The following is a 17,020-nucleotide window of genomic DNA, read 5'->3' on the forward strand; positions in this document are numbered from 1 at the left end:
TATCAAGAACGACGATCTATCAGAAAGTCAATGATGGTGAGCTTTCTAGAACGGCTGTGAATTACATTAATAAAAACGACTAAACAAAAAACTGCACGACTGGCATACTGCACTTAAGAAAAAAATAGGTGCTAATATTTGCATGGCTAGTCGAAATCTAATCACTAATTTTGAAGAATTTCCTCACGATGGTCGCCACTGGATGATACGGTGGGTAGATGGGTACCAATCGCATGAGGGACGAACATCAACCCCCTCTGTTGGCGTCAAGCTTTGTCCAGTAAGCTCGAACCCAAACAAACAAGAAATCTGCAAGCCTGCCAGCCTGAGTGAAGAGATCCTGGTACGCGCACATACGGGAATAGTTCCAGAGCTTGTTTTAGGTACCATATACAAAAATGGGCGCCTAATTGGTCGCGCTAATGCTCAAACTATTAATATTAATGCAGATTTAACAGATAACAGTTCTAGAATTGTTAAAGCAAACGATATCATGCCTGAAAGGCCAAGTTGGTGGAAAGATGAATTCCCATACCGTTGGATAGGGCAGTCAGAATACAATCTTGGAAAAGACTTTTCTAACAGCTACTGCGTTGTAATTCAGCAAGCACAAAGTACCTATATAATCCCTTGCCACGAAGTTTTTAGGGCCCTCATGGCACCCTCTTCTGAGTTCGCACTAGCATTAACAACGGGGCCATGGGCAACAACTAGGGAAAGAATTGTTAATATACAAAAAACTGGAACAATTTCCGATGACGAATGGTTGGTAATTTTAAGAAAGAGAATTAAGGATAAGTTTGCTGATAATGCAGCGAATCTCACTATTTCTGAACATGGCATTCAAGCAGCTAATGCTATTTATGCTAATGCCTTAAGGGCTACTGGTGAGTCTTATATATATGCAGGCATTCCTTTTCTAGTTAACAATTTTAAATTTTCTGTACGTGCAGTTCAAATACAATCAGAACCTAACAAATATCTTTGCTTGGAGATAATCTCAGCAACGTGGCCTTTTAGTAACTTGACAATCCACCATGGTCGCGACAATAGTGGCGAGACAGGCAAAGACACTATAGATTCAGATAAAGATAAGCCTTGGCCAAATGGCAGTCAGAACAACAGCAGCCCAAATGATGATTTAGCGATTTCTTCTAAAGAAGATCCTGCAGCGAATTCTGGGCTTGATGAAATCAGCTCTTTAGGGGTTGCTTGGAAAAACAAACCAGAATTAAAAAAAATTGAAAAAGAGGTTAGTTATAAATACCTTACAGGAAAAGTAACGCCTATTGAAAATCAATTTTTCAAGTATGGCACTTCTGGATTACCGACGCATGGAAATACAGAAACAAAGGAGGTTTCTGCGGAACAGGTCGGCCAAACAAACATGCCTTATAGGTTTTTGCAGTTAAAGAAAATGTTGAATCTGCTTCGCAATAAAAAAATAATAAGTAATCTTTTCTGCTATCAGCCACAAGAAGGCGGTCTGTTTAGAGATAACATTCTGACTTGGCCATTACCCAAAAGAGTTATAGACGAGTATCAAAAAAAACACAGAAGGGACAAATGGACCACGTTAACACTTTCAAAACATAGAAGCGTTTTAGTTTATCATTTTGACTACAGCGGAAGTAGAGTATTTCTTCTTGAAATTGAATGTAGAGAAAATGAGGGTGGGTACTGTGCGTTACTGCTTGAGATAACAGAAGAAAACCATCAAGCGACTATCAAAAAAGTTATAAACCACATAGCATTTTTCCGTGGAAATTTAAAAGGAGCTGAAAGTAAAATTCGAGCTTCTTCGGGTGTTTTAGATATGAAAACATGGGTACACGCATATAATAAAAAGCAAGATAGCAGTTCATCTATAAAGCCACTTAACCATGTAAGCTTCACCAAAGCTTTAAGAACGCTCACAGGCGAATAAAGACTAAAGTAATTTAAAATATATAAGCTAGGTGAAACGTACCGAAAGACGTCATCCAGAGGGCGGTTTTTGTAAGAGGCTACTTTAGCAGCCCTTCCGAAAGCCGCAATTCATGCTAAACAGCATTGCCCTCTTACCATGCTTCACTAAAAGCCTGAGAAATTTGACTCCCCATCATGTATGAGTGACGCCAAAAGCAACCTAATTCACGCTCTGCCGATAAAGCGGGAGGAAGCTCCATCACTGCTAAATGATCCGGTAAATGTACATCTCTTACCCAGCCATACGGCAATAATGCATGACCATAACCTGCGGCAACTAAAGCCATTCGATGCTCAACACCAAGGCCATATGTACGAGTCAAGCCGGAGCTTAATAATTTACTTAAGCCTTCAGTAATTAGCGATGGAACAAAATCATCCTCGCTAAGTGGTAGTAATCCAGGCTCACAGAGCATAAGAGGATGGAGTTCAGGCTGAAGTTTATCGGCTCGCACTAGTAAGACAAAGTGTTCCTTGAATAAGCTTGTATATGCCATCCCCTCAGGAACCGACTGTGCTGCACTAATTAGCAAATCAATTTCACGGTTCTGTAAACGCCGTAACAGACCTTGATGCTTGCCACTAACCAACTCGACTTTAGTTTTACCTGAACGGTGAGCACAAATCTGGATAATCCGTAACAAGTTATCCGGTGCCAGTGAGGAAATCACTCCAATACGTAAGGTTTGCCCAAAGGGAAGAGCTAAGCCATCATCACGTAACCCCTCAAGCCGAGTCACGCCTTCTAAAATTACGGCGATTAAGTCTAAAACTTCCTTTCCAAAGGCAGTGGGTGTTATTTTACTCCCCCTTTCAAAAATGGGCTGTCCGAGAATTTCCTCTACTTTTTTTACTTGATAAGACAAGCCCGAGGTCGAAATACCCATGTCTATGGCCGCATAACGAAAACTACGTTTCATTGCGACGGCCTCAACTAAAAGCAAGTCACGCACAGACACTGCTGCTAGCTTGTTCGAAATTACTTCACGCACCGTCATAAACATTTCGATTCCAATTGATGAAACACTGGCTATAATATTTTTAATCAAAATGATAGTCAATCTTATTCTTAATTGGAGAGGTTATGACCTCAATACCCCGTTGCTTTGCCGTGCTAGTAGCGACAACTTTGTTATCAGGTAACTTGTCAGCGCAAGAATTTAACTTTACTGATGTAACCGGACAGGAAATTAAGTTAGAAGCCCCTCCTGGACGTATCATTACTCTGCCCAAACCAGCTGCAGCTACCTTCATCGCAATAGATGGTTCTACCGAGCTGTTAGTGGGTATGAATGAGGGCTCTAAACGAGCCTTTGAGAGCGGTATGATGAGCGTTATGTTTCCTGAAGCTGTTGATATCTCCAGTGACATTGTGTCGGAAAACGGTGGTTGGATGCCCAACGTAGAGGCCATCGCAGCACTTAAACCGGATTTAGTCATCCAGTGGGGTGAGCGCGGCGATGATATCGTAGCTCCACTTCGCAATGCAGGTTTGCCCGTTGCTCTAATGGTAGGCGGTGGCAATGCGGGTACAGAAGAGCTGGCCCGAGCCAATATGAAAATGGTGGCTGATATCACGGGTAATACTGAAAAACTGTCAAAGCTTATTGATTGGCGTGACCGTGTACAAAGTGAAATTACTACTGGTTTAAAACAAGTAGGCTCTCATGCAACACCAAGCATTTTGCATTTGCGCTCTGCCAATCCCAAGTTGACTGCTACTGGTGAGAAAAGTTATCAACAGACCTTCATCGAGCTGGTTGGCGCTAAAAATGTAGCTCAAGGAGTTGGCGTACGAAGCACTGTTAGCGTGGAACAGATTCTTGAATGGAACCCAGATATTATCTTACTTTCCGCAGCAGAGACGGATGCTGGATTAGAAGCGATATACGACGACCCATTACTTTCTCGCTTAAATGCCGCCGTACAAAAACGCGTTTATAAGACACCTCAAGGTGGATATATCTGGGATAGTGCTTCCCATGAAAGCCCCTACACATGGATGTGGCTGGCCAATCTTACTCATCCCGATATTTTCTCTTTTGACCTACGTCACGAATTAAAAGAAGGCTTCAAATTACTTTATAACTTTGACCTATCGGAAGAGCAGATAGATCGAATTCTGCGTATTGCTATGAACGGCGACAGTCACGGTTATCAAGTGTTTCGTAAGCAATGAACACATATAAGCGATCGATTCACTCGTCCTCAGAAATGGTTGAGCCAGTTACCCTGAGCGCTTGGCGTGCTAGTCATTGGCTTCTTTTGTCCCTACTGCTTATAGCGACTGTGCTAATCGGGCTATCAGTAGGTCGATACAGCGTAGCGCTAGATGAGATTGTAGCCATCCTATATGCAGCCTTACGAGGTGATAACTCACAGCATATGGATGCGTTGGTGATCTTGAATGTACGCTTGCCGCGCATATTATTGGCAGGAGTATGTGGGGCTGGGCTTGCCATCTGCGGGGTAGCCTTACAAACCTTATTTCGTAACCCTCTCGTTTCACCTAAAGTGCTAGGTTTATCCTCAGGTTCAGCATTAGGAGGATCACTGGCAATTTTGGCTGGAGTAGGGGGGCCGCTACTGATGGGGGCTACGTTTGTATCAGCATTTGCTGCTCTGTTTTTAGTAGTGCTGATTTCAAATATGGCGGGTCGTGCTTTGATGACTATTGTGCTTGCTGGAATTGTTATTGATGCTTTATTTGCAGCAGGTATTTCGTTAGTTCAATATGCCGCGGATCCAGAAACGAGTTTACCTGCCATCGTCTTTTGGCTGATGGGAAGCTTTGCAACGGCGAGTTGGGAAAAATTTGCACAAACTGCTCCTATACTCATTGCCAGCATTTACCTACTGAATAGAATGCGCTATCGCATTGCTGTACTCGCTATGGGTGACGACGAAGCTAAGTCGTTTGGCATCCATGTTGCACGCTCCCGGATGATCGTCTTCGCGTTGATTTCTATCATTATCGGCGCCTGCGTAACCGCATCGGGCGTAGTGGGGTGGGTAGGACTCGTAATCCCACACTTTGCTCGTATGTTAGTAGGCGAAGATCACCGCCGGCTCTATTTCACGAGTCTTATGCTGGGTGCCACTTTCATGATTTTGACTGATACGTTGGCTCGTAGTTTAACTGCTGCAGAGATTCCTTTAGGCGTACTCACAGCTCTAGTTGGCGCCCCCATCTTTGTGTACTTACTATGCACTCGTCGACGTGAAAGGGCTTAATCATGCAAACCGTCTTTACCTCTCATCTCAGTTTAACTGGAGCGTGCGTACGTTTTAGTGAACGTGTGATTTTTCAGGATTTAAGTTTTAACGTACAAAAGGGCGAAACGTTGGCCATTTTGGGCCCAAACGGACGCGGTAAGACTACGTTGCTAAAAGCTCTATTAGGCTCACAACGTTTAGATCAAGGACAACGGCAGGTACCCCACCTCATCGGCTATGTACCTCAATACCAATACGGTAGTGAAAACCATTGTTGCCTCGATGTGGTACTCATGGCACGAGCCGCCTTGCTTCCCATGTTCAGCCTTCCTTCACAGCGGGATCGTAAGCTAGCTCTTGAAGCATTGGAAAAAGTAGGCGGAGGGCATTTTGCTTATCGTTTATATGGCTCTCTATCCGGCGGCGAGCGCCAATTAGTGTTGCTTGCTCGTGCTTTAGCTACTGGTGCTGAGGTACTCATACTTGATGAGCCGGCTTCAGCTTTAGATTTAGCTAATCAGGACTTATTGCTTAACGTCTTATTCGAGTTACGCCGAGTACGTAGCCATTCGGTCGTTTTTACCACTCACCATCCGCAACACGCTCTGCATCTCGCAGACAAAGTACTGCTGATGCACACCAACGATCAGATTAAATTTGGTCCAGCTGATGAGCTGTTAACCGAGTCTGAGTTATCCCGTTTATACAACGTCAGACTACGCCGTCTAATGGTGCAAACGGGAGAACATTTTCAAAGCACAATCTGCCCGGTTTTTGGAATACGTGAACCGGATCAAGATATGCCCATTTCTTATCCTCTAAACAAAGGTAAATACAATGAGTAACGATACAATCTCCTATCTGGAAAATGGACATGAATTTACAGTCCACTTTGATGAGTTATTAAAATACCACGGTGCCGGTTATCCGGGTGGTGTAGCCCACGGGCTAAAAGTTATGCAGCGAGCCTGGCCCTTGCTAGATAATGGTCGTTTGCCTGAACGACGTGAAATTCGCTGTGTCACAGCCTTTGGAGGCCCAGGGGGTAGAGATGCGATTGAGTTTGTTACCCGCGGTCTTACTGAGGGTCGCCACATTGTTGATAACTCAGTAGGGCTCGAAGAAGAAGAGTCCCCCGGTGGTCGTTATTACTTCCGTTTCGAGTACCGTGGCACCGCTGTTGAAATCACCATCCGTCCCGGACACGTACGCCCCGAGTTCATTCAGTTAGCACGCAAGAAAGACCGCTCACCAGAAGAAGAGATCATTTTGGCTGAAATGAAGCTCGAAATGGGAGAACGCTTGTTAGTCCAGCCCGCAGAAGATATTTACAACGCTACCGTATTATCGTAATAAGTCATAGCCATGAGTCAAGAACGTCAAACTTGGCTCGGGCTACTTGCCCGAGCTAACCGAGATTATCTGGAAAATAACTGCTGATGCACACCAACGATCAGATTAAATTTGGTCCAGCTGATGAGCTGTTAACCGAGTCTGAGTTATCCCGTTTATACAACGTCAGACTACGCCGTCTAATGGTGCAAACGGGAGAACATTTTCAAAGCACAATCTGCCCGGTTTTTGGAATACGTGAACCGGATCAAGATATGCCCATTTCTTATCCTCTAAACAAAGGTAAATACAATGAGTAACGATACAATCTCCTATCTGGAAAATGGACATGAATTTACAGTCCACTTTGATGAGTTATTAAAATACCACGGTGCCGGTTATCCGGGTGGTGTAGCCCACGGGCTAAAAGTTATGCAGCGAGCCTGGCCCTTGCTAGATAATGGTCGTTTGCCTGAACGACGTGAAATTCGCTGTGTCACAGCCTTTGGAGGCCCAGGGGGTAGAGATGCGATTGAGTTTGTTACCCGCGGTCTTACTGAGGGTCGCCACATTGTTGATAACTCAGTAGGGCTCGAAGAAGAAGAGTCCCCCGGTGGTCGTTATTACTTCCGTTTCGAGTACCGTGGCACCGCTGTTGAAATCACCATCCGTCCCGGACACGTACGCCCCGAGTTCATTCAGTTAGCACGCAAGAAAGACCGCTCACCAGAAGAAGAGATCATTTTGGCTGAAATGAAGCTCGAAATGGGAGAACGCTTGTTAGTCCAGCCCGCAGAAGATATTTACAACGCTACCGTATTATCGTAATAAGTCATAGCCATGAGTCAAGAACGTCAAACTTGGCTCGGGCTACTTGCCCGAGCTAACCGAGATTATCTGGAAAATATCTGGGCTACTTACAATCCGGGTGTGCCTATACAAAAACTCGCTGGCCCTGAAACGGGGTTGGTGCAGCTCAATACACAAGCTTGTAAGGCCTCAGTGTCATTTCAGTTTGGTGAGGCTTCTTGTACTCGCTGCGTAATCGCTATTGGGAAAATTCAAGGTTACGCAGTACATTTGGGCTCCGATCTACGCAAAGCGGAGTTAGCGGCCTATCTAGACGCCTTTCTACAAACGGCCCCCTCCCACCAACGTGAGCTGGTGCTGCACCCTATACGCCAACAGTTAGAGCTAAAAAAGGCTGAGAGGGAGCAGCTGACGGCTGCTACTTCTGTACGTTTCTACACCACACAAAAAACTTAGAATCATGAAAATACCTTTACGATCTGAGCACAGACATGACGATGAGTTACATCGGCAGACGCGTACTTATCGGCGACTACTGCATGCCTTTGGTTACCCAATGCGCATACAGCAACTAGAAGAGCGTGCTATTCATTGCATCGTTGACTGCCTTCTAGACAGCCAAACGACGGTAGCTATTGAGGTGGAAAATAAGGAATTAACAAGCCGTATTTTGAATACAGGCGCAACCTTGAGCCAAACTCCCGAATGGGTTTTTGCAGGTTCTCAACGGCATCACTTACAACATATTCCAGCAGGAAGCCGTGAGGCGCCTGAAAGTGGGGCAACCCTTGTCATGGAAATAGCCGCCATATCACCTACAAACGGGGGGCTTGCTATACGAGCCACCGGTGCAGGACTCAACAAACCACACACTTTATATTTTTCAGGGTTACATCAAAATGTAGTCATTGATCATATTGCTTTTCGTGCCGATTACCCGCGTGGAGTGGACCTACTACTATGCGCTGACACGCAGCTGGTTGTATTACCACGTCACTTAACTTTGGAGATCATTTAATGTACGTACCAGTAAAGGGTGGTGAACAAGCAATTGCTGCTTCCCGTATAGCCGTAGAACGGAGTCGCCGAGGCGACGACACAATCCCCGAGATTGAAATTAATCAAATCATGGCACAAATGTCGTTAGCTCTTGATCGGATCATGAGTGAGGGGGGCTTATACGATCGACGTTTTGCTGCTATTGCCTTTAAGCAAGCTCAGGGAGACATTGCCGAAGCGGTATTTCTCGTACGTGCTCATCGCGCGCAATTAGCCAATTTTGGCTCAAGCCAAAACATAGATCTAAAAACAATGCATTACAGTCGCCACATTTCCGCCACGCAAAAAGAGTTGGCTGGAGGGCAAATTTTAGGCGCCACTTACGACTACACCCACCGCTTACTGAATATGGATTTAGAACACTCTCGCCCTCAGTGCGAGTTACCTAAATCAGTGATAACAGCTCCCTCATCGCCCTCTAGCTCTGAGCCACTGTACGCAGATCTTATCCGCACCGAAATATCTAAAGCTCCGATAGACATTACGCGAACTGTTTTGCCTTCTTTACCTGATCCTTGCGAGCGTCTCGCTCATCTCGCTCGTGGCGAAGAAGGCTACTTAACTGGATTAGCTTACGAGAGTTTGCGTAAAGCCTCAACGAGTCATCCCTATGTAGCGCAATTAATGAGAGGGAGCGTTGAAATATTCGTAGAGCTGGAAGACCTCAATTTAACCGTATCCATTGGTGAGGTTGAGTTAACTGCCTGCACTACTGTGGCTCCAAATTTTAGCTCATCTCCACATTTAGAAGCGGGTTTTGGTATTGCTTTTGGAGCTAACGAGCGTAAAGCCGTCGCCATGGCAATCGTAGATCAGCACTTTAAAATTGAGGGTGCTACCAGTGATGCACTCATGCATACCGACGGAGTCGCTGCATCCGGCTATGTCAGCCATTTGAAATTACCTCATTACTCTGACTTTGATGCTGATTTAGCGCGTTTACGCCGAGTTCAGGCTAAGGAGGAAATATGAATTATGCCTACCTTGATCTACCGTCCAAACAAGAAATACGTCGTAAAACCCTAAAAGCACTCTGTCTACCTGGACGTCAAATACCTTTCTCAGCTCCTGAGCTACCCATTGCCTATGGTTGGGGGGTAGGAGGCATGGCTATTACCGCTGCCTTATTAGAACCGAATGACACGTTAAAGGTAGTCGATCATGGTTCGGATGATACCGTTAATGCCCTGAATATCGCGGATTTTTTTACTAAAACGGCAAACATATCAATTACGACAACAAGCTCAAAGGCTACTCTCATTCAAACGCGTCAGCGAGTCCCTGAAAGCCCGTTGCGGGAAGAGCAAATTGTGGTGTACCAAGTTCCTCGACCTGACCCTCTACGTGGATTTATTAATGATGCGGCCGAAGCACTGACACGGCACGCACATCATGATTACGGTGTCGTGTTAAGCGCTCTATTTGAAACATGGTTGCAACAAGATGAGGCGTGCTTAGGATACGACCACCCTGTGATTGTTAATGATGGGGTCTTAATGTCACCGTCGCCTATTCCTGCTATGGATAACCCCCGCATGGCGATGATGCCTGCTATTCAGATTTTTGGCGCCGCACGCGAGCGACGAATTTATGCATTGCCTGCCTATACACCCTTAGCAAACTTAGCTTTTGTTGACCTGCCTGCTAGCCTGAAAAAAGTCGATACAGCATGTTGTATCTGCGGCTCATCTATTCATTATTTGGATAATATTGGTACGTCAAACACCCCCCATTGGGTATGTTCCGACTCCGAAGCATGCAAGGAGCGCGCTCATGTTTAGCTTGCCAGATCCCGTGCTGACAGCACAGGCTATCTCACTTGAAATAGCTGGGCACCGTATTTTGTCGGATTGTCACCTCAAGCTTTATCCTTCCGAGGTTCTCGCTTTAGTCGGCCCCTCAGGTGCTGGAAAATCAAGTCTTCTGAATATACTTGCTGGACGACAGCTATCTAACAACTGTCAGGCTCTTTCCCTTTTAGGCCAGGATTTACTACGTACCAGTCTTTATCAAACTAACCTTTTACGTCGGCGGGCGTGTGGCTATGTGGCTCAGGATGCCAGCACAACCCTAAACCTGAGACAAAGTGCCGCCACTAATATCGTACGTCGTCTTTTTGATTTAGGTGACAACCGTGCGGTTGATGCACTCAAACAAGCACAAAAATGGGGCCAGCGACTTGGTTTATGTCCAGAACGATTACATGAGCCAGTGAAGAACTTTTCGGGAGGGATGCGCCAACGCGTACAAATCGCTGCGGCCATGATCCATCAGCCGAGCATTTTATTTTTAGATGAACCCACTGCTGGTCTCGACTCAGTCGCTCAAGCAGATTTTTTAGATGTGCTCTCTAATTTGAGAAACCAAACACAGACTGCCATGGTGTTTGTGACTCATGACTTACGTCTAGCTCGACTCATTGCTGATCGGGCCATCGTGATGGATCAAGGCCGCATCGTCAGCGAATCCATTATGGATCGTTTGCTTACTGAGCCTGAGCATCTCATCGCCCAAGCTCTTGTTAAGGCAATGATTTAATGAATAAACCAACTGTGATTTTGCAGTATGAAGGCAATGGCATACATCATGGGCCACTTCGCATAACGGCACAAACAGGGCAGATCGTACAGATCTGGGGAGCGTCAGGCTCAGGAAAATCGACTTTGCTCTCACGAATTTGGGGAAGTCGAAGCTTAGGAACGGCACACTTGTGCATACGAACCCACGATCAGCAGTTCACACCAAGCACAATGACACCCGCCCACTTTGCATTTCTACGCTCACGATTAATGTCGTACGTAGGGCAACATCCTACCGTACTACCTCGCGAAAAACTTGTGGATTGGTTTGCTCTAGTCCCCACAAAGACAGTACTCGACGGACTAAGACTGCTGGACCTCTCTCCTAGCTTACTCTCTCGCTATGCCTGTGATGTCTCTGGTGGTGAACTACAGCGTTTTATGTTGCTTCACGCTTATTTTTCTTCTCCTCCAATCTTACTTTTAGATGAGCCCTGTACAGGATTGGATCCAGAGCGTAGTCATCAGGTGAGCACGCTTTTATTACAGGCTAAAGCCGCTCAGAAACTGGTTATTTACACCAGTCATACGAGTGCCAGTTGGGTGGATCAGTCAATCTCTTTAGACGGTTAAACCGTCTACATTTAATTTAACCTGGAAAAGTACTCATAATGAAAAAAATTTTATTGGGATCTGCGTTGAGTGTAGGTTGCCTAAACTTCGTTCATGCCGATACCTCAGTCACACTGGTAATCCCCCCACCAAACCGTAGTGCTTTAAAGTAGAATTTCTCGCAAAGGAAATTCAATGAAAAAGTCTCCCGCTTTGGCTGAGTGAGCGGCTTATTAATGCCTACGCCATACAACATTTAATAAAAAAGAGGAGGGCCAAAAAGAAAAAAAATCTCACGGCAGTGTCCCCCTGTGTCAGGATAGTTGTCGCCTCTAACTTTTAATAGAGGCAATAAAATGAGACGTCGATTTACACAAGAATTTAAAGTTCAAGCTGTTGAAAAAGCATTATCTCAATGTGATGATGTTCGCCTAGAAGATATTGCGTTTGATTTAGGCATCGGTTATTCAACCTTGCAACGATGGATTACGCTTGCTAAAAAACATGAACTTGAAACTAAAAATAATGGTAGTCACATGACAACAGAAAAACGCCCTCATGACTGGAGCTTAGAAGAAAGGCTTAATGCCATTATTGAATGTGCGAGTTTAGATGAAGCAGCTCTTAATGAATATTGCCGTGCTAAGGGGCTTTACCCGCATCATATTAAACAGTGGAAGCAAGATTTTGCTAAAGGGCCTTCAACGAAGCCCGTAAAATCAGACAGTAAACAGCTCAAACAAGAAATTAAGCAACTTCAAAAAGAGCTTAATCGTAAAGACAAAGCGTTAGCAGAAACAGCTGCCTTACTTGTACTCAAAAAAAAAGCAGATGCGCTTTGGGGTTTCAACGAGGACGATTAACCAGCTCAACTGAACGTCATGAACTGATAAAGCTCATTACCGACGCGCAGAAATCAGGGGCAAGGCAAGCAAAAGCATGTGAGTTACTTGGTCTAACGGCAAGAACAATTCAACGCTGGATTGAAGCTGATGATATGACAGATAAGCGAACGAGTACGATAAAGCGACCACCTAACAGGCTAACTGAATTAGAGCAACAGCGTATTATTAAGACAGTAAATTCAATAGAATATGGACATTTACCACCCAGCAAGATAGTCCCTAAACTATTAGATAAAGATGTGTGGATAGCATCAGAAAGCTCGTTTTATCGTGTTATGAAATCACATAAATTATTAACACACAGAGAAAAAGTTAAACCAAATAAAAAGATAAAAAAGCCAAAAGCGCTCAAGGCAACACGTGTAAACGAAATTTATACATGGGATATCACATATTTGCCAACAGCGGTTAAAGGTCAGTTTTTATACTTATATTTAGTGATGGATATTTATAGTCGAAAAATAGTTGGTTGGCAGGTTCATGACACACAGCTAAGCACACTGGCGGCTGATTTAATGGTAGATATTTGCAGGCGAGAGCAGGTAAAGCCAGATCAAGTCACGTTGCACTCGGATAATGGCAGTCCAATGAAAGGGGCAACGTTATTGGCAACATTGCAGGAGTTAGGTATTGTGCCTTCATTTAGCCGACCGTCAGTGAGTAATGATAATCCTTATTCTGAATCGCTATTTAAGACGTTAAAGTATCGCCCAGAATACCCTGAAAAAGCCTTTGAAAGCATCGGTAGTGCAAGGAAGTGGGTTAACGGATTTGTTGATTGGTACAACGATGAGCACTTGCACAGCGGTATTAAATTTGTCACGCCAAACCAGCGTCATTTAGGATTAGATAAAGCGATACTAGCGAACCGTCACCGAGTAAATGAAATAGCGAAATTGCAAAATCCAATTCGTTGGTCAGGAAAATCTAGAGATTGGACAATGATCAATGAAGTAAATTTAAATCCAGAGAAAAAAGAAGCAATGCGGGCGGCATAAAATTTAATTTGATGCGACAACTAACTTGAAAAACTCCGGTGTAAAAACAAACTCAAAAAGATAAATCAACCTGAGATCTGGTTAAGCCAACATTAGATTATTACTCTCTAAAATTTCAAGTTCTTGCGATGTTAAATCTAATGACGGCTTTTCCTCTTTTAGGCAATAGGCAATTAATCCACCAAGTAAATTTAGCATAAAGCCATGCATACTGCGGTGTCTAGAGTGTTCAATGTAAGAAATGTTTTTCAATTGATCATTCACCGTTTCGATTATAAATCGTTTTTTCAATAAAGCCCTGTCCCACAATGAAATAAATTTTTTCTTCATATTCTTTCGAACCGTCGTGATTAACTCGACACCTTTTTCTAGTAACTCACCAGAGAGCGCTTTGCTGATATAACCTTTGTCGCCATAGAGTTTTCCGAAGATAGAGTCCGCCATATCAGAAACAGGCTCTCGATCATCCACATTGCCCGTTGTGAGCTTTAGCGCCACAATCTCACCTAAATGATTAATTATTAAGTGTAGTTTGAATCCATATGACCAACCCATAGTGCCTTTTCCATGATGAGCAACGCCTTCAAACACTTTATTTCTTTTAGCTCTGATGATGTGACACACTTCTATTTTAGTGGAGTCAACAAATTGTATACCTGTGGGCTTGCCAAGTTTTGATGTGAGGTAACTGCACATCGGAACCACCACACTAGGCATAAGCGCGAGAAACCTTGTGTAACTCAGCAACTCTGGAAAATAGGCTTTAAGTTGACGGCAAACATAGTGAAGGTAGTAGTTTTTGAAATCTCTGTAATGTGACTGGTGAAAATGGATGATAATAGTCATCACCTCTGACGGAGATAAGCGGCATGCTCTTCGACGTTTAATTTCACCATTTTCGAGCAATATACGCTGCCAGCTTGGGAAAAATAACTTTGAAAAATCATCGACATCACAGTACGTTTCAACTAACTTGTTCATGCTCGTTCCTTTTTGTTCTAATCACTTTTGGTCGAATGTTCGGATCATGGAACGAGCATTTAGTTCCTTTAAATTAGTAATTTCTTATCCGAAGCTCAGGTTAAATCAGGGAGTAAACATGTTGTTGAACAACAAAAAATGCCATGGCATTTCTACATTGGCACTAGTAGCAGGTTTAGGGTTTTCAGGAACCACACAGGCATTCAATGTGTATGAAGACGGAGAAACTTACTTTGACCTATATGGCCGTATACACTTGACGTTAAACAACGATGACGGTAACGACTATATTAGTGAAGAAGGTTCACGCCTTGGCTTTAAAGCTGGACATAGGATAAATCCTAAGCTAGAGGGTTTTATAAGAGCCGAGTTTAGATTCACCGCTAATGATCGTGACGAGGCACGGCCTAACGTCATTGATGATATAAGGAACACATATGTAGGGCTACGATTTGAAGACGTCGGAGCCGTAAAGGTTGGTAACTTTGACTCCATCTATTATCAGAACATATCCAAGGTTATCAATGTAAGAAATACTGTGGATTGGCGAGCCTTGGCAAAAGGTGGTGCCCGCGCCCGTGGAAACTCTATCTCTTTTGAATCCCAAAGTTTCGATGGCTTCAGCCTGGGTGTCGCTGGAAAGCTCGATCCAGAAGATGAAGATGCAGGTGAAGAAGAAACACTTAACCTAATGGGATATGTAGCCTATGAAACAGGCCCGGTACGTTTTGCCGCTGGCTATGATGAAGCAGAAGGTGATGATGATGCTCTACTCGGGGCAAGCGTAACCTACAAAATATCTCCACAGCTAAGTGTCGGTGCGTTATTTGAAGAGCAGGGAGATATTCGTCATTATGGTATAGCACCCGTTTTTAGTTACTCAGAAGGCAAAATATACGGGAACGTCAGCTATATGGAAAATAGTGACATGAATTTGAGTGACGTCCAATACGTTGCGGGTGGCAGCTACCGGCTTAGTGATCCAATGTTTGTATATTTAGAATATGCTAGCAGTACAGATAGGGAGATCAATGCGATTGATAAGGATTGGTGGGCTTTAGGGGTTCGATACGATTTCTAAGTTTCACAGAGCCCATTAATACAGGTCTACACAGCACCCCGAAAGTTGAACTCCCAGTTCGACCTTCGGGGTTTAAATCTCGATAGCCTCAAAAATCAAGCGCAACGCCGGTGGAGCTGGTGAAATTGATCCGCCGCATGTCGGGGTGGGCAATTAGATGGTGCACAGCCGGGTACTGCCCGGAAACCTTCATGATGAAGGTATTACCGCACACCACAGAGACATAGCGCTGGCTTGGGTACAGGCAAGCGTACTCACCAACTAGAGCAGAAACAGCGTGCTCAAAATGGGGAAGGCGATTAATAGCGCTAGTCGTATTAAGTCAGAAACCACAAAAGGCGCCACCCCTTTAAATATCTCCCCTAGCCCGACATGTGGCGCCATCGCTTTAATCACAAACACGTTCATCCCCACCGGCGGGGTCATTAGTCCCAGCTCAACGGTCAGTACGGTCAAAATACCGAACCACACCGGGTCGATGCCCATCGCCTGAATAATCGGGTAAACCACCGGCACGGTGATCACCAGCATCGCGATGGAGTCCATGAACATGCCCAGCACGAAGTAGAGCGCCAGGATGCACAGCACGACGACGATGGGCGTTAGATCCATACCGTAGAGTAGGTCAGTGATGGAGAACGAAATGCGCGACACCGAAATGAAGTAACCCAGCGTTTCGGCCCCTACCAGCATAAAGAACACTACCGCGGAGAGCGCCAATGTCTCTTGTACGCTATGCCATAGCTGCGCGCCGCGCATGCCTTTCGCTAAGGCGTAGAGCAGCGTAGCGAATGCCCCAACGCTAGCGCCTTCCGTCGGCGTAAAGGCACCAAAATAGATACCTAAAATCATCACCAGGAAAACGCCAAAAAAGGTACTGGCCAATGTCGCGGGCACGCTTCTCGTTGAGGCTGCGCTGGGCGCGCAGCTCGGGCGGCACGTCCTCTTCATCGAAGACGAACAGCTTGACCAGAACCCCATAGGGAATTTGGGCTATGTAGTATTCCTTGCCCGCCTGGATGCCGCGCACGGCCGGGAACGAGTAGGTGTGTTCCTGGGCGGCCTCGGTGATTTCGCTGGCCGCTGCCTCCCGGCGAGCCGCCGCTTCGGCGCGCTCTTGGCGCTCGGCCTCGACACGCTCGATCTCGGATCGGGCCTGGGCACCATAGCGCTCCACCAGCTCATCGAAGGACAAGCCCAGCGCCGCTAGGCGCCCAGCGTGACGCTCTACCCGGTCGCCCTGAGCCTCGGCATGAGCTGCGCGCTCGGGGTTGTACAGTCCCGGCTCCCAGATCGCTACCAGCAGCGCCACAGCTTCCGACTCCTGGCGTTGCTCCAGGGCAGCCGCCAGAACTTGCGGGTAACGCTCGCCCTTATCTAGCTTGTTCTCGTTCTCGACCACCACGAACGCCTCCAGCGTCTCGGCCTGACGATTCAAGCGGTGCGCTGCGTCGGTAGCGGCATGATCAGCCTTGTGGCCGGACTGTAGTGGTCAACTAATTTAGGACACCTGATAAGAGGTTTTGATTAAAGTAACGT

General features: G+C 45.4%; 18 protein-coding genes. 14 read left to right on the top strand and 4 right to left on the bottom strand.

The genetic code is table 11. From position 1 onward, the window contains the following. Window positions 1–142: 142 nt before the first annotated feature. Window positions 143–1,927 carry a hypothetical protein gene (locus tag EI162_RS10090; protein WP_096277126.1) on the top strand — a complete coding sequence of 595 codons (1,785 nt, stop codon included), beginning with the start codon at window positions 143–145 and terminating at the stop codon, window positions 1,925–1,927. 133 nt (window positions 1,928–2,060) lie between these two features. Here EI162_RS10090 and EI162_RS10095 read toward each other — a convergent pair whose 3' ends face one another. Then, window positions 2,061–3,017 (bottom strand): LysR family transcriptional regulator, encoded by a 957-nt coding sequence (locus tag EI162_RS10095; RefSeq protein ID WP_225736957.1) that lies wholly within the window; start codon window positions 3,015–3,017, stop codon window positions 2,061–2,063. Window positions 3,018–3,052: 35 nt separating this feature from the next. Between EI162_RS10095 and EI162_RS10100 the strand changes: the two genes are divergently transcribed. The 12 genes from EI162_RS10100 to EI162_RS10155 all read left to right on the top strand — a co-directional run bounded on the left by EI162_RS10100 (window position 3,053) and on the right by EI162_RS10155 (window position 13,419). Beyond that, window positions 3,053–4,147, top strand: coding sequence for an ABC transporter substrate-binding protein (locus EI162_RS10100; protein WP_192524247.1), 1,095 nt, complete (start codon window positions 3,053–3,055; stop codon window positions 4,145–4,147). Between the two features lie 35 nt (window positions 4,148–4,182). Then, on the top strand, window positions 4,183–5,202 hold the full coding sequence (locus tag EI162_RS10105; protein WP_225736959.1) for a FecCD family ABC transporter permease: 1,020 nt from the start codon (window positions 4,183–4,185) through the stop codon (window positions 5,200–5,202). Window positions 5,203–5,204: 2 nt separating this feature from the next. Next, window positions 5,205–6,029 carry an ABC transporter ATP-binding protein gene (locus EI162_RS10110; protein WP_016239116.1) on the top strand — a complete coding sequence of 275 codons (825 nt, stop codon included), beginning with the start codon at window positions 5,205–5,207 and terminating at the stop codon, window positions 6,027–6,029. Continuing rightward, window positions 6,022–6,537 (top strand): hypothetical protein, encoded by a 516-nt coding sequence (locus EI162_RS10115; RefSeq protein ID WP_192524249.1) that lies wholly within the window; start codon window positions 6,022–6,024, stop codon window positions 6,535–6,537. Before EI162_RS10110 ends, EI162_RS10115 begins: the two co-directional genes overlap by 8 nt. Window positions 6,538–6,828: 291 nt before the next feature. Next, on the top strand, window positions 6,829–7,344 hold the full coding sequence (locus tag EI162_RS10120; protein ID WP_192524249.1) for a hypothetical protein: 516 nt from the start codon (window positions 6,829–6,831) through the stop codon (window positions 7,342–7,344). A 12-nt stretch (window positions 7,345–7,356) separates the two neighbouring features. After that, a complete protein-coding gene (phnG, locus tag EI162_RS10125; protein ID WP_081194694.1) occupies window positions 7,357–7,782 on the top strand; it encodes a phosphonate C-P lyase system protein PhnG in 426 nt (141 codons plus the stop codon). 4 nt (window positions 7,783–7,786) lie between these two features. Next, the gene (phnH, locus tag EI162_RS10130) at window positions 7,787–8,344 is read left to right on the top strand and encodes a phosphonate C-P lyase system protein PhnH (protein ID WP_048766753.1); all 558 of its coding nucleotides are present in this window, start codon (window positions 7,787–7,789) and stop codon (window positions 8,342–8,344) included. Continuing rightward, the gene (locus EI162_RS10135) at window positions 8,344–9,357 is read left to right on the top strand and encodes a carbon-phosphorus lyase complex subunit PhnI (protein WP_016239120.1); all 1,014 of its coding nucleotides are present in this window, start codon (window positions 8,344–8,346) and stop codon (window positions 9,355–9,357) included. Before phnH ends, EI162_RS10135 begins: the two co-directional genes overlap by 1 nt. Beyond that, window positions 9,354–10,166, top strand: coding sequence for an alpha-D-ribose 1-methylphosphonate 5-phosphate C-P-lyase PhnJ (locus tag EI162_RS10140; RefSeq protein WP_048766754.1), 813 nt, complete (start codon window positions 9,354–9,356; stop codon window positions 10,164–10,166). Before EI162_RS10135 ends, EI162_RS10140 begins: the two co-directional genes overlap by 4 nt. Continuing rightward, entirely contained in the window at window positions 10,159–10,923 is a 765-nt protein-coding gene (locus EI162_RS10145; protein ID WP_016239122.1) for an ATP-binding cassette domain-containing protein, read from the top strand. The genes EI162_RS10140 and EI162_RS10145 overlap by 8 nt, the downstream gene beginning before the upstream one ends. Then, window positions 10,923–11,537: an ATP-binding cassette domain-containing protein gene (locus tag EI162_RS10150; RefSeq protein ID WP_016239123.1), complete on the top strand. Its 615-nt coding sequence runs from the start codon at window positions 10,923–10,925 to the stop codon at window positions 11,535–11,537. Before EI162_RS10145 ends, EI162_RS10150 begins: the two co-directional genes overlap by 1 nt. A 335-nt stretch (window positions 11,538–11,872) precedes the next feature. Next, a protein-coding gene (locus EI162_RS10155; protein ID WP_192524250.1) for an IS3 family transposase occupies window positions 11,873–13,419 on the top strand; the annotation gives its coding sequence in 2 pieces (ribosomal slippage) (window positions 11,873–12,332 and window positions 12,332–13,419; 1,548 coding nt in all). 81 nt (window positions 13,420–13,500) lie between these two features. Here the strand turns inward: EI162_RS10155 and EI162_RS10160 are convergent. Next, window positions 13,501–14,400: an IS982 family transposase gene (locus EI162_RS10160; protein ID WP_033103763.1), complete on the bottom strand. Its 900-nt coding sequence runs from the start codon at window positions 14,398–14,400 to the stop codon at window positions 13,501–13,503. A gap of 46 nt (window positions 14,401–14,446) precedes the next feature. Here EI162_RS10160 and EI162_RS10165 point away from each other — a divergent pair, with 46 nt between their 5' ends. Continuing rightward, entirely contained in the window at window positions 14,447–15,481 is a 1,035-nt protein-coding gene (locus EI162_RS10165) for a porin (protein ID WP_192524251.1), read from the top strand. A gap of 261 nt (window positions 15,482–15,742) precedes the next feature. Here the strand turns inward: EI162_RS10165 and EI162_RS10170 are convergent, their stop codons facing one another. Beyond that, on the bottom strand, window positions 15,743–16,333 hold the full coding sequence (locus tag EI162_RS10170; protein WP_225736960.1) for a TRAP transporter large permease subunit: 591 nt from the start codon (window positions 16,331–16,333) through the stop codon (window positions 15,743–15,745). Further along, window positions 16,284–16,919, bottom strand: coding sequence for a DNA sulfur modification protein DndB (locus tag EI162_RS14650; RefSeq protein ID WP_225736958.1), 636 nt, complete (start codon window positions 16,917–16,919; stop codon window positions 16,284–16,286). Before EI162_RS14650 ends, EI162_RS10170 begins: the two co-directional genes overlap by 50 nt. Window positions 16,920–17,020: the final 101 nt, after the last annotated feature.

The organism is Psychrobacter sp. FME6 (assembly GCF_014861365.1).
In the GTDB taxonomy this organism is placed as follows: Bacteria; Pseudomonadota; Gammaproteobacteria; order Pseudomonadales; family Moraxellaceae; genus Psychrobacter.

Coding starts and splice junctions, on each gene's coding strand:
- EI162_RS10110 (WP_016239116.1), top strand. CDS start 5,205: ATGCAAACCGTCTTTACCTCTCATCTCAGTTTAACTGGAGCGTGCGTA.
- EI162_RS10090 (WP_096277126.1), top strand. CDS start 143: ATGGCTAGTCGAAATCTAATCACTAATTTTGAAGAATTTCCTCACGAT.
- EI162_RS10105 (WP_225736959.1), top strand. CDS start 4,183: ATGGTTGAGCCAGTTACCCTGAGCGCTTGGCGTGCTAGTCATTGGCTT.
- EI162_RS10135 (WP_016239120.1), top strand. CDS start 8,344: ATGTACGTACCAGTAAAGGGTGGTGAACAAGCAATTGCTGCTTCCCGT.
- EI162_RS10170 (WP_225736960.1), bottom strand. CDS start 16,333: ATGATTTTAGGTATCTATTTTGGTGCCTTTACGCCGACGGAAGGCGCT.
- EI162_RS10150 (WP_016239123.1), top strand. CDS start 10,923: ATGAATAAACCAACTGTGATTTTGCAGTATGAAGGCAATGGCATACAT.
- phnH (WP_048766753.1), top strand. CDS start 7,787: ATGAAAATACCTTTACGATCTGAGCACAGACATGACGATGAGTTACAT.
- EI162_RS10140 (WP_048766754.1), top strand. CDS start 9,354: ATGAATTATGCCTACCTTGATCTACCGTCCAAACAAGAAATACGTCGT.
- EI162_RS10115 (WP_192524249.1), top strand. CDS start 6,022: ATGAGTAACGATACAATCTCCTATCTGGAAAATGGACATGAATTTACA.
- EI162_RS10165 (WP_192524251.1), top strand. CDS start 14,447: ATGGAACGAGCATTTAGTTCCTTTAAATTAGTAATTTCTTATCCGAAG.
- EI162_RS10160 (WP_033103763.1), bottom strand. CDS start 14,400: ATGAACAAGTTAGTTGAAACGTACTGTGATGTCGATGATTTTTCAAAG.
- EI162_RS10145 (WP_016239122.1), top strand. CDS start 10,159: ATGTTTAGCTTGCCAGATCCCGTGCTGACAGCACAGGCTATCTCACTT.
- EI162_RS10100 (WP_192524247.1), top strand. CDS start 3,053: ATGACCTCAATACCCCGTTGCTTTGCCGTGCTAGTAGCGACAACTTTG.
- phnG (WP_081194694.1), top strand. CDS start 7,357: ATGAGTCAAGAACGTCAAACTTGGCTCGGGCTACTTGCCCGAGCTAAC.
- EI162_RS10120 (WP_192524249.1), top strand. CDS start 6,829: ATGAGTAACGATACAATCTCCTATCTGGAAAATGGACATGAATTTACA.